At 55.8% G+C, this 15,353-nt stretch carries 10 protein-coding genes; 4 read left to right on the top strand and 6 right to left on the bottom strand.

Features of this window, described 5'->3' with window-relative positions; translation table 11 throughout:
- Positions 1 to 142: 142 nt before the first annotated feature.
- Positions 143 to 1,528 (top strand): MFS transporter, encoded by a 1,386-nt coding sequence (locus tag RB_RS13615; protein ID WP_011121030.1) that lies wholly within the window; start codon positions 143 to 145, stop codon positions 1,526 to 1,528.
- 439 nt (positions 1,529 to 1,967) lie between these two features.
- On the opposite strand, the gene RB_RS13610 is transcribed toward RB_RS13615, so the two are convergent.
- From RB_RS13610 to glgA, 3 genes are all read right to left on the bottom strand, one after another.
- Complete coding sequence (locus RB_RS13610; RefSeq protein ID WP_007326116.1) at positions 1,968 to 3,011, bottom strand: ThuA domain-containing protein; 1,044 nt, start codon at positions 3,009 to 3,011, stop codon at positions 1,968 to 1,970.
- A gap of 108 nt (positions 3,012 to 3,119) precedes the next feature.
- On the bottom strand, positions 3,120 to 4,511 hold the full coding sequence (locus RB_RS13605; RefSeq protein WP_011121028.1) for a galactose-1-phosphate uridylyltransferase: 1,392 nt from the start codon (positions 4,509 to 4,511) through the stop codon (positions 3,120 to 3,122).
- 138 nt (positions 4,512 to 4,649) lie between these two features.
- Positions 4,650 to 6,173, bottom strand: a complete 1,524-nt coding sequence (gene glgA / locus RB_RS13600) for a glycogen synthase GlgA (RefSeq protein ID WP_011121026.1) — start codon at positions 6,171 to 6,173, stop codon at positions 4,650 to 4,652.
- Positions 6,174 to 6,313: 140 nt separating this feature from the next.
- Here glgA and RB_RS13595 point away from each other — a divergent pair, with 140 nt between their 5' ends.
- The 3 genes from RB_RS13595 (at position 6,314) to RB_RS13585 (ending at position 11,881) form a co-directional block, all read left to right on the top strand.
- The gene (locus RB_RS13595) at positions 6,314 to 9,700 is read left to right on the top strand and encodes a serine/threonine-protein kinase (protein WP_011121024.1); all 3,387 of its coding nucleotides are present in this window, start codon (positions 6,314 to 6,316) and stop codon (positions 9,698 to 9,700) included.
- A gap of 188 nt (positions 9,701 to 9,888) precedes the next feature.
- Complete coding sequence (locus RB_RS13590; RefSeq protein ID WP_164921996.1) at positions 9,889 to 10,428, top strand: RNA polymerase sigma factor; 540 nt, start codon at positions 9,889 to 9,891, stop codon at positions 10,426 to 10,428.
- Positions 10,418 to 11,881: a hypothetical protein gene (locus RB_RS13585; protein WP_011121022.1), complete on the top strand. Its 1,464-nt coding sequence runs from the start codon at positions 10,418 to 10,420 to the stop codon at positions 11,879 to 11,881. The genes RB_RS13590 and RB_RS13585 overlap by 11 nt, the downstream gene beginning before the upstream one ends.
- A 210-nt stretch (positions 11,882 to 12,091) precedes the next feature.
- On the opposite strand, the gene RB_RS13580 is transcribed toward RB_RS13585, so the two are convergent.
- From RB_RS13580 to RB_RS28100, 3 genes are all read right to left on the bottom strand, one after another.
- Positions 12,092 to 13,372 carry an IS701-like element ISRba4 family transposase gene (locus RB_RS13580; protein WP_076611259.1) on the bottom strand — a complete coding sequence of 427 codons (1,281 nt, stop codon included), beginning with the start codon at positions 13,370 to 13,372 and terminating at the stop codon, positions 12,092 to 12,094.
- A gap of 143 nt (positions 13,373 to 13,515) precedes the next feature.
- Positions 13,516 to 14,490, bottom strand: coding sequence for a DUF1559 domain-containing protein (locus RB_RS13575; protein ID WP_231846481.1), 975 nt, complete (start codon positions 14,488 to 14,490; stop codon positions 13,516 to 13,518).
- Positions 14,491 to 14,655: 165 nt separating this feature from the next.
- Positions 14,656 to 15,252, bottom strand: coding sequence for a hypothetical protein (locus RB_RS28100; RefSeq protein WP_231846480.1), 597 nt, complete (start codon positions 15,250 to 15,252; stop codon positions 14,656 to 14,658).
- Between the last annotated feature and the right edge of the window lie 101 nt (positions 15,253 to 15,353).

Raw genomic sequence — 15,353 nt, 5'->3', positions numbered from 1 at the left:
AGGAATCCTCACGGGTTTCGCGGGGGAAAGAATCTTATCACGTGGCGGGGTTTGACGCCGCTGTGGGCGCAGTAAAGCCGGAGTCTTGCCAAGAAACGACCTGTTGAATGAGCGGGGAAAGAAGTACAAGCACGCCTGACAAATGCTTCCCCAATCACGCATCTTTTTGATGGACCGAATTCTCAATCCCGCAACGAATCATCGCACTGCTTCCGCCGGCAGAAGCGACCGGAACCTCACCCGGAGCATGGGTGATGCGGCGTGTTTTGGCGGTATGGTCGGATGCGGCGAAACCTATTTTTCCGCGTTCGCATTGGCGGTGGGATTGAGCGAAACCGCGTCGGGTTTGATTGCCAGCATTCCGCTGCTGGTTGGCGGCGTGATCCAGTTGGTGTCGCCCAAAGCGATCGCTTGGATCGGCGGCTACCGACGCTGGATCGTTGCCGGAGCGGTGTTGCAATCGCTCGCGTTTTTGCCGCTGGCGTATGCGGCTTGGACCGGAAGCCTGTCTATCGTGATGTTCCTGTTGATCGCGTCGGTCTACTGGGCCGCGGGACTCTCGACCGGACCGGCATGGAACACCTGGATTGAGCAGATCGTTCCCACAGCGGGACGAGCCCGATTCTTTTCAAGGCGATCTCGGCTGCAACAGATTTGCACATTCTCGGGTTTGATGGTCGCCGGTTTGGTGTTGCAGTGGACGTCCCAACAAGACATGGCGTTGACCGGGTTTGCGGGGTTGTTCTTCGTCGCCGCGATGCTGCGTTTGGTGTCGGCAAGTTTCTTGCACCGGACCCGCAACGGATCGCAGAATGCGACTCACGTCGAGCTTCGTCAGAAAGAGGTGGCGGAGAAGTCGGAGGAAGAACGCGTGGATTATCGATCGGCCATTCAGTTGCTGGCATATCTGGTCGCCATGCAAGTTTTCATCCAGCTCAGCGGCCCGTACTTCGTTCCGTACATGCTGGGGCAGCTGGAGTTTGATTACGTCGTCTACGTTGGACTGATCGCACTTGCCTTCCTCAGCAAAGTCATCTCATTCGCGTTTTGGGGGCGCATTGCGGAGGAGTCCGGTGCGGCGAAGGTGCTGTGGTTCGGTGGCATCGGATTGGTGCCGTTGGCATCGCTGTGGATCGTTTCCACCAATCTGGTTTGGTTGGCGGTGATTCAGATCCTCAGCGGCATCGCTTGGGCAGCGTACGAGCTGGGGTTCTTCCTGATGTTCTTCGAAACCTTGCCCGCCAAACATCGAACCCGATTGCTCACCTATCACAACTTTGCCAACACGCTGGCCATTTGTGTGGGCGCTCTGGCCGGGGCTGCGATCTTGGCGTATTGGGGCACGACATCGCAGACGTATTACTACCTGTTCGGTCTCTCGTCGACCGGTCGGTTGCTTTGCTTGGGATTGTTGGTCGGAGCGGTTCTTCCCAAGCACTCGTTGAAATCGATTGGAATGCGAGTGCTTTCGATTCGTCCGGGAGCGGGCAGCGTGACCGCCCCGATCATTGCCAGTGCTGAAGAGTGAGTTGCGGTGTCCGCCAGTCCTGGGCCTCACACTGGGCTGCGAAATGTTTGCTATTCACGCTCTGATAGCGGATGCAACGTCTCTTTCGGCTTCTGTATTTCTTCATCCCGGTAGGGATTGCGGATGGTAGCCGGGGGTTGCTGCGTTGCAGCGTACCCCCGGAAAACGAGCTCCCATAAAACTCTCCATCCCGCCGTGGCCAAAGGCCACGGCGGGATGGAGAGTGGTGGCGTCGGGGGCGTGTTCATCGGTGCCGCTATCGCTTACCGAAGGCTACCATCTGATATCCCTACCGGGATGAAAACTTGCGCCAACGGGTCGCCACCTCAACGCCAACGATTCAGCAGTCCGGCCGAACGCATTCAAACAGGTACGCCGGAATGATTGGGTTTCATCCCGTGAGCCAATTCGTTGGTTGGTGGGAGCCGGGTGGATTCACTCAGTTCGCGACGGGTGCGAATGTGCCTTTGGGGGTGAAGACGGTCGCGGATGAACCGAGGTCAAACTCTTCGACTCGAAGGTCGCGTTGGCGGTACAGTTTTCCGGTTTCGAATCCGTAGAACGATGGCACGTATGGATCGATGAACGAAACGTCGGCCGATTTCGGGACGTCCATACCGGTGAGAAAGTAACTGGCGTTGACGATCAAGCGACGAAGGTCTTCGCTGCGGAAATCAACTGCTGCACCGGCGGTGGTGGCCACGCATTGACCGGTTTTCCCCGAGGGAGCTTCGTAGGGTTTCAGCCAAGCCAAAGGCATCATCGGATCGTTTTTCGCGTCGACCGGCGGGGCGGCTGGATCGAGATGCTGAATTACCATGCCTCGTAGCAAAACGGTGGCGGCGGATTCGTCGAGATGGACGACGCCGTAGATGTCCGACGGTGTGTAGATGTCGGCAACGTCGTTCAAAATCGGATGGTTGGCGTTGTCTTCCACGATGACCGCACGTCCGCCTTCGACTTTGTGTTTGCCATGGTGCGAATGCCAGTTTTCGCCGACCACGTTGATTCCAAAGTTGGCCCAGTCGTAGTCGCCGTAGTGACCACTTTTGAAGGCATGAGTGGCGGTGCGATAGGCGATGATCGGTTTGCCGGCGTTGATGAACTTCAAAATCGGATCGAGCTGATCGTCGGGAAGAACTCGCCAACGCGTTGCCAGGATCATCAGGTCGGCGTCGTTGAGTGCTTCCGTGCCCGGGATGTTGTCGATCTGGTACGGATTGATGCCGCCGGTTTCCTTGTCGATGGCGAACAGCACCGTGCACTTGAAGCCGTGCGTTTGGCTGAGGATTTTCCCGAGCATCGGGCAAGATTCCTCGGTGCGGTATTCTTCATCGCCCGAGATCAGCACGATGTGTTTGCCGTTGGCCTTGCCTTCGGCGGGCTCGAACACCAAATGATCCGCTGCATGAAGCGAGGTCACGGTGGATAGAAAGCAAACTGCAAATGCGAATGCGGTGGCGGCGTAACAACGCTTTTTCATGGCTGCTCAAGCTTGATTGGGTGGACAAAATGTGGGGCAATCGGAGCCACATTCTATCTCAAGCAAGCAAACTTTGGGCGAGCAGCGACGAGACGCGTGCCCAATTGCTTAACGCAGGGCGTGACGCGGGTCGCTGCGTCGGGCTTGATGACGAAATTCGTCCGCGGCAGCCTCGGGATACACCGTGTTGATCATCCCGCCGGAACTGAGTTCATAACCGGCCAAACGACCGATTCGTGGTGCCAATTCAAGGCTCCAGTGGTGCGTTTCGTTGTCGTGCTGGTCACCGGCGGGACCCGTGTGCAACATCATGTTGTACGCGACGCCGGGAATGATCGCTTCGAGCCAACGAACGCTTCGCAGCACCAAACGCGCGACTTCTTCGTTCATTGAAACCGAAAGGTCTTCGAAACAGCCCACATGCATTTTGGACGTGATTCGAATCAGGTAAGGGAACCGGCTGGCGTGAGGACAGTAGGCGACCAGCGAATCGGATTGATGAACGATTCGTTCTTTGCGTTCCAGTTCAGCTTGCAACACATCGCATTGCAAACAGCGTCCGTAACGATCAAAGTGCGATCGCATGCGTTTGTTGACTTCGCGAACCGAGTGCGGCAAGTGGTTCGAAGCGATGAGTTGGCTGTGGCTGTGCTGCAACGACGCACCGGCATCACGGCCGACGTTCTTGAACAGACTGATGAATTGGATGCCAGGTTGTTGACGCCAATGACGCATCCGGGCCGCATAAGCGGAAAACGCGAGGGCGATCTCTGCCAAGTTCAGTTCGCTAAGCGACCGAGTGTGGCGAGCGGCTTCAATGATGACCTCGTGGCCACCCGATGCGATCTCTTCGACAAACAACGATTGAGCGAATGGCGACAAACGCGATTCTGCTTCGTCGTCGGCGGCGGTGGGTTTGAGCTCAGCGTTGCTTTCGGGTTTGATGGCCGGAAACAAGTTCGGAACGACTCGAACTGTCCAATCAGAAGACTGTGGAACGGCTTCTTCGTCTTCCGATAGTTTTGCCGACCACACCGAAGCTGGTGTCAGGTTTTCGTTGCCGTGGCAGAACGGGCAATCCATCGACGCGTCAGGTTTTGGCCGATGAGATTTGAATTGATCAGGCCGGCGGGCACGGCCGGGTGCAAAGATCGTCCAACTGCCCGAAATCGGGTCTTTTCGCGAGCGACCGGTTTGAACGTGTGACTCATTGGGAAAGTCAACGTATCGGCCGTCTTTGCAGGGCTGATCGAGGATCTCGGCGTCGACCAAGCGATCCACCAAATCCTCCGCACGTTGCGACGTGGCGGAATAATCGAAGTTTGGTTTTGCCCCGGTGCGCGTAGGGACGGGATTGTCACGCTCGGTTTGCAGGTCGGTCACGCTTTGCGTGTCCAATCCGCTTTGTTCCGCGGGAAGCGAATGTTCAGCAGTCCGGGAGGTCTCACTCAGCGATATTTGACGCGGATCGATGTTGACTCCTGACTGTTGTGTCTTCATCGATTCGACTCGCGATCGTGGGGCTGACGGCAGAGTGGTTACACCTCCCCGCTCAATATGCGTCTCTGCAATGTAGCAGTCCAGAACCGAGATGCATCCCCAATCTTCTCCATCAGCGGCGAAAACGAGCGTCGCGAGCTAGCTTCCCGATCGCCTTCGACGATTTAGGGAAATTGTGCGGGCATAAAGTTGAATGTATTGGTCTGCACTTTTCCTCCACGTCCAATCCTGCGACATACCGAATTCGACAAGATTTTTCCATTTTTCGGGAGAGTGATATCGAAGCTGCAGAGCCCGGTTGATCGCGTGGTCAAGCGCACCGGCGCTGCTGTCATTCAAATGGAACCCTGTGGCGAGATTTGCCGCAACGTTCTCCGGAGTCGCATCCACGATTGTGTCCGCTAAACCGCCGGTCTTGGTCACAACGCACGGAGTACCGTACCGAAGGCTATAGAGTTGATTGAGCCCGCAGGGTTCGTAGTGGCTGGGCATGATGAACATGTCGCTCGACGCTTCGATGCGATGAGCCAATGCATCGCTGAAGCCGATGTACGCGGCCAGTTGTTCGGGATGTTGCTCGGTCAGCTCGCGTAGTTGCTCCTCGATTTTGGGATCGCCGCTGCCTAGTACGACCCACTGCGTTGGACGTGCTTCGGCGAGGTGTTGTTTTAAAACGGGAAGGATCAGGTCCCACCCTTTTTGATCCGCCAAACGACCAATCAATCCCAGCAACGGAACGTCAGGATCTTGTGGCAAACCCACCTCGGCTTGCAACGCAAGTTTGTTGTCAATCTTTGCGTCAGCCCAATCCACCACGCTGTAATTGCGTTTGAGGTGTGGATCGGTTTCGGGATTCCAAATGTTTGTGTCGATTCCGTTGATGATTCCCGCGACAGGTTGCGGGATGCCTTGCAGGATCGAATCCAGTCCGCAGCCGTACTCTGGCGTTTGGATTTCCAAGGCATACGTGGGGCTGACCGTCGACACAACATCGGAGGTCACAACACCGGTTTTGAGGAAGTTCAGCTGGTTGTAGTACTCGAATGATTCCGGTCGGAAGTGATCCCAACTCAAACCAGTCCACGGAAACGCATCGAAACCAAAGTTGCCTTGATAGGCCATGTTGTGAATCGACAGCATCGTCGCAATTGGTTGGGTCTTTGCCACGTTGTCCGACGCAGCTCGCAACAGCGCGGGTACCAAAGCAGATTGCCAATCGTTGCAGTGCACCAAATCGACCGGATACCCCAATCGAGTCATCGCGATGATCGCGGCACGACAGTAAAAAATGAATCGTTCGGCGTTGTCGTGGTAGTCTCCGTTGGCGTCACCGTAGAGCGAGGGGCGTCGGAAGTATTGCGGTTGGTCGATGAAATAAACCGGGACCTCGGCCGAGTCCTCTGGATCGTTGGGATCTTTCGGCAGATGGCTTTTCAATAGGCGGCAACCGATCAGCTTTTGATCCGACATTGGAACCGCGAAGCTGATGTCGGTCGTCTCGATCGGTTGCAACGATCGTTCGATCGATGAAAAGGCAGGCATGATGACCGCACAGCGATGCCCTTGAGCGGCAACCACTTTGGGCAGAGTGCCACAGACGTCGGCGAGACCACCGGTTTTGGCGAATGGAACGGCTTCGGTCGTCAGGTAGACGATATTCAAGGCAACGGTGGGGTTCTACAAGGTTGCGAATCAGGAAAATGACGAGACTAAGGACATTCGTCGAAAAGGCATCCGATGTCGACGTGCCAGACAGAATAAACTAGGTCAAAGTTCTATGTGATGCCGGTTGATCCGGTCTGTTGTTACTTCTTCTCGTCGCCATGCCGCTGCAACTTGTCGATTTTTGGAAACGGATGGTCCAAAGCGGACTGGCCGACGCCTCCGACCCACCAATTTGGGCCGCCGATTTCGCGAACGATCACGGGGGCAAACCGCCGTCGGATCCCGTGTCGCTCGCATCGTGGCTGGTCAAAACCGGCCGAGTTAAAAAATACCCTATTTCGCGAGTGCTGCAGCACACCACGTGGGAAGTTGACTTTCCCAACACGCCACTCCTGCGAATTCCGCCGCTGACCCTGGTTGCGGCTGATAAATCGGCTCCCTTTCCTTTCTCGGATTGGCAATCCGTGGTTTGCGACCCAGCGCAAGCCGGTGCAAAGCCGGTCTCCGGCTGGTTGCGGCAAATCAATCCGGCCGGCTTGCCCGCCGAAGCCGCCGCCAACTTGCGGGCTCACGCCGAACTATCACACCCATCGTTGCAACCCATCGAGATTGTCCCGGTTCGGAACGGTCCATTGGGCGAGCCCATCGGCAGCCGCCATGATTTCGCGGGTGTTTTCACCCCGTTGGCTTCGGGACGATGCTTGGATCCACTCGACCAGCCTCGATCGGTCCAGCAAACCGTGGCCGTGCTAAATCCGATCTGCGATGCGGTCGCAGCCATGCACGCAAAGAAGATGGTCCATGGCGACATTCATCGCGATCGAATTTGGGCCAACGATTCCGGTCAATGGACTTTGCTGCGAGATCCATTTGCATCGATGCAGAGCGTTGCCGGAAAAAACGGAAAGTCCAAACGCGAAACATGGCTCGATTCATCACCCGATTGCCAATCTTACTGGTCGCCCGAACGTTTGGCTGGTTCGCAAAATCACGAACTGACGGTTGCCGACGACATCTTTGCAATTGGATGTTTGGGATTTGAATTGCGGTTCGGACGTCCTGCTTTTGCCAACGATTCGCGATCCGCATTGCCTTCGGAATTGACGACGGCCGTTGAGCAGGGTGCAACCGGCGATCCGTTGTGTCGAGTTTTGGCAGCCGCATTGGCGACTGATCCCAATGCTCGCTTCGCAAGCGTCGAGCAATTCGCGCAAGCTTTGAACGTGGCGGCAACGGCAACTCCGGTTGAACCAGCGCCTACAAAACAGCGATCGGCTACGAAGACAGAGACGATCACCAAGCGGCCGGTAGAAAAGACGCCAGTTGTAGAGAAGTCGACCGAGAAGAAGTCGCCTGAGAAAAAGGCGGAACGAACGACTTCGCCGGCGAAGCCCAAACCTGCGGCAAAAGAAACCGCTCCAAAGGTCGAGGCTTCCAAACCGACGCCACGGAACGCGCCGCTGGCCAAGCCATCTCGCACATCGGAACCAGGCTCGGGGACTTCGCCCAAGAAAGTTGAGACGCCGACTGACGCAAAGGCTATTGCGGAAGCAGAGGTGGCTTCCGTCGCGAAAGTTGCCAAGGAAGCGATGGTAGAACGAGGTGGCACATCACAGCCTGAAACTTCGGCGGGCGTCGCTTCCGTCGACGCGGACCCTGAAGCCGATGCCACTCCGCTCGTTGTCGCAGAGTCGGAAGTGCCTGAGACGACGAAAGCCGAAGCATCGACCGCGACACCTGAACCGAAACCAACGGAATCAAAACAAAACGTTGCCGCCGTTGTTCCGGTTCGCCGTCGACGAAGGCGACGCAACCGCAAAGCGTGGTACGGGATCTACGCGTTGTGCGTTCCCGTATTGGTTTTGGTCGCCATGCTGGCAACGCGAGACAAGAATCCGCGGGAAGTTGCTAAGCGAGTCCGGCCGCCGGTTCCACAATTCATTCCTCGTGTTTCGAGTGATACGAACCAGCCCACGACGCCGGTCCGCTCTCCGGTTCGTCGTTCCGATCCGCCCGCGACGGGAATTCAAGTCGTCGACAACGAGCAAATGCTTTGGGCTCCGCCAGACTTGCGGGCAGACGGTGAACAAGTCAGTCGTGCCACCGGATTGTTGCCGCCAGGTCCCGCCGCGGTGGTGACGATGGATTGGCAACGACTTCAACAACTCGGGTTGCTGGAGATGTTCGGTCCCGAAACTCAAAGCTGGTTGGACGCCCTGAACCAATGGTCGGGAGTGCCTAGCGAAACGATCGCTCATGTGGCGTTGGCCTGGTTTCCTGGAGAAGAAGGCATTCCAGAAGTCGCCGCTGGAATTCGTTTGAACGAACCAAAGTCGTTAGAAACTTTGCTGGATACCTGGGGCGTCTCTTCCGCACGCGGACCTGGTGGTGAGACCATCTACGCCGGTGACACTCGCGATGCGTTGGCGTATTTCCCGATGACGCAAGGTCGTCCTGCGGGAGCTGCCGACGACCTGGTCGATGCGTTCGCGGTTGGCTCCATCGCTCGCATTGGTGAGGTCGCCGAGATGGGAGGCGCGCCGGTTGTGTTGCCGCGGTTGCTCGAAGAACTTTGGCAATCCGCTCGTCCCAATGATGCGATCGCGTTTCTAACCCAGCCTAATTTCCTGGTCAGCGATGCGAGGCATTGGATGGACGCGACTTCGCCGGAACTGATTCCATGGATTCGACAAAACCTTCTCGCCGATTGCGGCGGCGTGTTGGTTCGAGTGGCATCCGCGTCCGAAAATTCGTCCAACGAAACATCAACCAGCCCAACTGGATCGTATGTCGAAGTTCGCTTGGCAGCTGCCCCGGGCGTTGATCCCACCGCGCTGGCGACGCCACTTCGTGCCCAACTCGACAACGCACCTCGCTGGGCAGAAGACTTCCTGGTGACGCGTGACATCGATCCTTCGTGGAGATTGCTCGCCGCGAGGCTGCCGTCGATGTGGGCGTTTGCGCAAGAGAATGTGCGTACCGGTCGCGTGGATCGCAAACTTGTTTGGAACGCTTACCTGCCACCATTGGCTCTGCCGCAACTGACGTTGGCAACCTTGCTCGCCACAAACACGACGACCGAACCTGTCTCGGAGGCAATGGCGTCCACTCAAACCAAATTGTCGATCGAGGAATTGCTGGACCGGAAGATGTCGGTCAGCTTCGATCAAGAATCGTTGCAGTTTGCCGTCGACACGATTGCTGAAGAGTTCAACCGTGACCTGCCCGCGAACAATCAATTGCCACCCATCGAAATCATTGGTGGTGATTTGCAGAAGATGGGCATCACCCAAAACCAACAAATTCGTGATTTCGCGAAAAATGATATTCCGTTGCGAACGGTGCTGACCGATTTGGTGCTTGGGGCCAACCCCGATCGAACCGCGACCGGACCGGCCGATCCGAAGCAGGCATTGGTGTGGGTGGTGAAACCGGACAAGTCAGCAATCTTGATCACGACACGTTTGGCATCGGACGGACAGTACGAATTGCCAGCCGAGTTCGTCTCCCAAGCGAGCCCATGATCGCTTGTGAGGCGCCCACTCGCGTTGGTTGAAGTTCACTTCACTCAATCGAGTAGGCGTTTTTGGCCACTCAGCCCGGCACACCGATTTTTTCGTGAACGACCAACTTTTTGTGTAAGGGATACGCTACCAGCGTTACCAACACAAATAGAAAGACGTCGAACGGAACCACTGAACGAGGGCTACTGGTGCTGGAAGAAGATGCCAAGTCGCTATTCATTGATTGGCTGGAGAAGCACAAAGCTTCGGTTGTTCAGGTGGCGCGTGCCTACACGCTTGGCAGCGAAGAGAGCCAGGATCTCGCCCAGGAGATCTTGCTTCAGGCGTGGCATTCATTGCCTCGTTTTCGAGGGCAAGCCAGTCCGGCAACATGGTTTTATCGCGTTGCACTGCATACCGCAATGAATTGGCGTCGCAACGATCAACGGCGAAGGACGTGCCAACAGCCGCTGCTCGAAGTGCAAGCCATTCCATCTGAAACAATTGATTCTGCCGAGCACGCTGAACAGCGAGAGACGCTGGAGCAACTTTACGAGGCGATTCATCAGTTGCCGAAATCCGATGTTGCATTGGTGCTGCTGTACCTGGACGAATTGTCCTACCGCGAAATGGCCAGTGTTCTAGGAATATCTGAAAGCAACGTCGGAGTGCGGCTGAATCGTGTAAAGAAAACACTCTCCCAATTGCTGAACGTCGAAGTCGCGGAGGGCCAGCACAATGAGTCTTGATAAGTTTCGGCAAGCCTGGAAGGCCGATGCATCGCAGTTGAAGGTGACGATTGATATTGAATTGCTGACGCAGCAGGTCCAGCGATCGGACGACCAATTTCGCACCATGATTTTCTGGCGAGATGTGCGTGAAGTCGGCGTGTCGTTGTTGCTGATCCCGGTTTGGTTGGTGTTGGGGATCGGCTTTTCGTTGCCGTGGTCGTGGTGGTTGACCGTGCCGGTGTTGCTTTGGATTGCGGGCTTCATGCTGATCGATCGCAAGCGACATCCCAAGGCGTCAAGCGATCCTGGGCAACCGCTGTTGTTTTATGCGAAGGAATCGCTCACTCAGGTCGAACATCAAATTTGGCTGTTGCGAAACGTTTTCTGGTGGTACCTGCTGCCGTTTACGATTTCGTTGATGGCTTTCTTCGTCCATCTCGCCTGGAATCTCACTGGCACTTGGTGGGGATGTCTTCTTGTTGCGACACCGTTCGGCGTATTTCTCTTTTATACCTACCGCAAGATTTATCGACTCAATCAAGCAGCAGTCGATGAGCAGCTTCAGCCGCGGCAAGAACACTTGCGCAGGATTGTGGCAACTCTGGAAAGCGAAGACGCGAGCGACGCCGCCGAGGTCGACGAACTGGTGGAACTCGTTTCTTCGTTGTCTGAAAACGACCCGAAGATCGAGGGCAATCCCGGAGCGGCGGAATGGTTTGAGAATTGGAACCGAATCGTACCGTCATGGTGGATCGCGGGGATGATTCTCCTGCCAACTTTGATGGCAGCGTACAGCGGATACCGGTTCGCATTTGACAAAGCCGGTCCGGTGTTCTTTCAATCCGTGGTCATGGCCGTGATTGTGTTCGAAATCATGTTCTTCGGCCGTTGGTATCTCATTTCCAAACGCTACAAAGGGCAACCATCGACGGGGGAGAATTCGAAGCGACTCGAAGGTCCGGCAATCGTCGTCCTGATCACGCTTCTGGTTGTTTCTGCCTTGGCGTTCGCAGCTATCTTTTCTTTTGTCACCCATGCCAGTTCCAAAGCATCGTCCGATGCGGAAGTCGTCAGTGCGTTGGACCCTCCCGTGAATGCTGGGAAGTATGCTCGAGTCGCCCCGTTCACAGACGTGCGGTGGAAGGACGATCTGCCAACGGTTTGTGTGGCTGGCGATTGGTCGCAACTCAGATCGATTGATGGAATCCCAGCCGACCAGATCATGTCGTTTGCGAGCGAGCAATATGGCTTGCTCGCACGCAAACGCTTCACTGAAGATTTGGTTGAGCTGCTTTCGAAAATGGGGCACGACGTGGGGTGGGAAGTTGAGCTGAATCTTCAGTTCCCGGATGGCCATGTCGAAACGGTGCGAGAGAGAATGACCGCCGTCAATCGCCGCGTGGCTGGCATCCATCTTCAAATCCGAACTCAATACAACCTTTCGCAAGAAACGCCCGACGCCACGGAATAGCGTTGTGGCAGTCGGGCTCGAATGATGGTTCTGCTAGTACTACAGCGCTAAGTTTTGGGCCATCGGCATCGTGTGATGCTTTCGGGGTCGATACCGAGTTCGGCGTATCTGTCGAGCTTCGTTTGCGTATGGCTGATGCGAGCCGCTACGTTGCGTGATTGATGGTAGTTGATCCGTGAGGCGACCTGATCAAGCAACATGCGACGACTCTCACGAGGGAGTGACCAGCTGACAACGATTGCGTCGACCGCGTCGCGAATTTGCTGAATTGTCCACTCCGGATTTTTTTTCCCGCTCCTGCTGGCAGGTTTGCGAAAGAAACAGATAGCTCAACGACGTGATGATCAAGTGGCGTTTCAGACCCAAATATCGGCGCCCCTCGTAACAGTCTAAGCCGACCTCTTGTTTCTGATCCTCGAAACAACGTTCCACTCGCCATCGCTGAAACGCAACCTGTAGCAGCATCGCCATCGAAGCGAACTCGCTCGCGTTGCTGACGAAGAATTTCAGTTCGCCGTCAAGCACGTTTCTCGCGACCACCAACCACAGAGACAGCCCCGGTAGTCCGTCGCTGCCTTTGAGTGTGACGCGAACCCGCTTGGCTTCCCAGATGATGGGACCTTTCTCGCCGTCTTTGACGCGGTAGCGTTTCCAGCGTTTCGCTTTCATCGCTTCGCCGTGCCAGAACACTGTTTCAACACTTCGCGGCGAACTTTCCCCGCTCTTGACGCGGGGTGTCTTGCGACCTCGGCCGCGGCCGCCCTTGCGATAGGGCTGCTCGGTCACTTCGGGATGCTTCTCCCAAACCGAAAACGTTCGCGGCACTTCAAGCACAAACTTCTGATCGCGGTCGGCAAGAGCTTCCAGGAATCCAGGTTTACCGCCGTAGCCTTCGTCAGCGGTTAGCCAAGGATATTCAATCCCCTCCTCCTTACTGCGATCAAGCAATTCCAACGCGATCTGCCACTTGGGGCGATAGACCATCTCATCGGGAATGCCGGCGGCGGCACAACGCTCGCGGTCGTTACTCCAGCTCTCGGGGAGGAACAGTTCACCATCGACCATGCAGTGAAAGTCTTCGTTCGCCGCAGCCAGATGAACCGTGACGATACAGTTCTCCTGCTTGCCGACTTTGCCGCACCACTGTCGTTGCACGCCAGGCGTTTTGTCGCCCTTCTTGACGTCGCTGGTTTCGTCAATGATCGCGACAGTGTTCTTGTTGACATGCTCATCACGGACGATGTGGATCAGCCTCCTGCGAAGTCCATCTTCGTCCCACCGATGCTGGGCGATAAATTCCTGCAAGGTTCGCACCGGTGTACCGGCTTGCAACGCAATCGGCTCCACACTCTTGGCGTCCAGGTCGGAAAGTTGACCACGGACATAGGTCGTCAAATGAGCCCTCGTGTCGCTTCGTCGAAAACAATCGCCAAAGCGAGCCAAGTAAGCATTTAACCGATCTTCGAGTTGTTCCAGTTCAGCGACATCCATGCCAAGCTCTCCGTGCAGCAAACAAAATCTCCAGCTGCTATTCTCAGCGAAAAGCCCGGCCCTCTACAACACCAGTTAGCGCTGTAGTACTAGGTAGGCATTGGATTCGAAGGAGCACAGATCTCAACCGTCCGCAGAACGATTTAAAAACCGTCGGAATCGATGACTTCACCGCCGTTCCGGCTGCCGAGGGCATTGTAGATCTCGGCATCGATCTCTTGAGTGATGGCACGCACACTGCCGTCGCACAACGCGAATTGAGCCAGACCGACATGGGGAGCCGACAACCCTTTGTCATCGCCATCGATTTGGTTCGGCCGAAACTGAGTCTCGAAAAGAACCATGTGGCCGTGATCGTCTTCGAAGTCATCGCGGTCGTGCACAGCAGCGAACCAGGCGGTTTCAAAATTGCTGTGTCCACCCGGTGATGGTGTGCTGACGGGAAGCGGGCCGTTGGTTCGTTCCCCCAACGCCAACGTGTTGGACAGCCCATCGAGAATATCCGCGTGCCTTAAGTTGCTGTTGCGAAAGAACACCCCGTCACTTTCCAGCGGCGTGTCGTCCAAGTTGATTGTTGGAGTGGATGGACCCCAGTTCGCTGCATAAGACGCACCGGCATATTGAAGGACCGGAGTCAAGCTGTCATCACGGACGACAAACTCTCCTTCGGAATAGGTGTCCGAGGGACATAAGAAAGTGGGAAGCGATGTTTCTCGAGCGGAAAGGTTTTCGATGTCAAAGGTTGGTCGGTCGAAATGGATCGTGTCGTACAAGGCCGCTTGTTCGATGTGGGGCAGGATCGCACTTCCCCAGGAAAAACCTTGATGGTTGGCAAGATACATTGATCCTGGTTCGCCGAATTTGTGCAGGTAACCGGGCGGGAACTGTCTGAAGCTTGATTCGTAGTTGTGAATTCCCAACGCGAGTTGTTTCAGGTTGTTGCTGCAAGACATTCGCCGGGCAGCTTCGCGTGCAGCCTGCACGGCCGGCAACAAAAGACCGACCAGGACGCCAATGATGGCGATCACGACTAACAATTCGACCAGGGTGAATCCGGTTTGATTGTTGCGACGGAACCGGGGGCGGCTACGAGATTGAGTTTGGTGAAAGAGAGTCATGGTATTGAAGTGGTTGCTTGAGATCGCACGATCGCGCACACCGATCCAGACAACGCATGATGCATGCATGCGGCATCGGATCGCGAAAACACGAAACGCGCAGAGTGAGATTGAGGCATTCAAGAAAGGGATGCATCAACCAAGGAAGACGAAAGAAAGCGAAGGTCAGGTCGCTTGAGGAGGCGGAACCAAAGGTGCCGCGCGTTCGCATCCCTTAACGAGCGAATTGGCAAGCAATACCAAGTCGCTGTTGTTGGATCGAAGGAAATGATCGCCAGTCGGTGGCATCGGACTTCGGATCATGAGCACACGAAGAACCATGTTCTTCGTGCGTTCGTGGAGTCCCGTGGTGACAGAGTGCCGCTCGTGTTGCTCGGCGGTCGCGAGCACGACAAATTCAATCCCGAAGAAACGAATGTGCGAATGGAGCTGACTGCCCACGATTGCACCTTCGATGTGCGTCGTATCTGTCACGTGGGAATGGGAGGAATCATGCGAATGTGGATGCCCGTCGCCATGCGAATGCCCATGATCGTGCGGATAAGCGTAGCCATGTGAATGTAATTGGGAATGCAATTCAGCAAGACGAGACGCATGAATGCCGGATTCCAATTGCCGTGGAATCGAATCAGTCGATGGCGTGATCGGGTGGCTGTGGTGTCCACCCCACTGCAGTCCGACGCTCGCCCATGCAAGCACAACAGGCCCCAACGCCATCCAGTAGCGAGATGGAAACCGAATGAGGTTGTGGTGAACTTGCAACAAAGAAACCGTGAGTCAATCGTCAGGCATTTGGAGGTGAATCGGGGAACCGCAGTCACCATACTCACCAAGGTTTTGAACGCCAATCGGGAGACGACAAT

Origin of the sequence: Rhodopirellula baltica SH 1, assembly GCF_000196115.1 — a bacterium.
GTDB classification, from domain to species: domain Bacteria; phylum Planctomycetota; class Planctomycetia; order Pirellulales; family Pirellulaceae; genus Rhodopirellula; species Rhodopirellula baltica.
The sequence above is the reverse complement of the archived record's forward strand: the minus strand, read 5'-3'. Positions and strand labels throughout refer to the sequence as shown.

Excerpts from the sequence above, each read along its gene's own strand:
- RB_RS13610 (WP_007326116.1), bottom strand. The coding sequence starts at position 3,011 with ATGAAAAAGCGTTGTTACGCCGCCACCGCATTCGCATTTGCAGTTTGC.
- RB_RS13605 (WP_011121028.1), bottom strand. The coding sequence starts at position 4,511 with ATGAAGACACAACAGTCAGGAGTCAACATCGATCCGCGTCAAATATCG.
- RB_RS13585 (WP_011121022.1), top strand. The coding sequence starts at position 10,418 with ATGAGTCTTGATAAGTTTCGGCAAGCCTGGAAGGCCGATGCATCGCAG.
- RB_RS13575 (WP_231846481.1), bottom strand. The coding sequence starts at position 14,490 with ATGACTCTCTTTCACCAAACTCAATCTCGTAGCCGCCCCCGGTTCCGT.
- RB_RS13580 (WP_076611259.1), bottom strand. The coding sequence starts at position 13,372 with ATGGATGTCGCTGAACTGGAACAACTCGAAGATCGGTTAAATGCTTAC.
- RB_RS13615 (WP_011121030.1), top strand. The coding sequence starts at position 143 with ATGCTTCCCCAATCACGCATCTTTTTGATGGACCGAATTCTCAATCCC.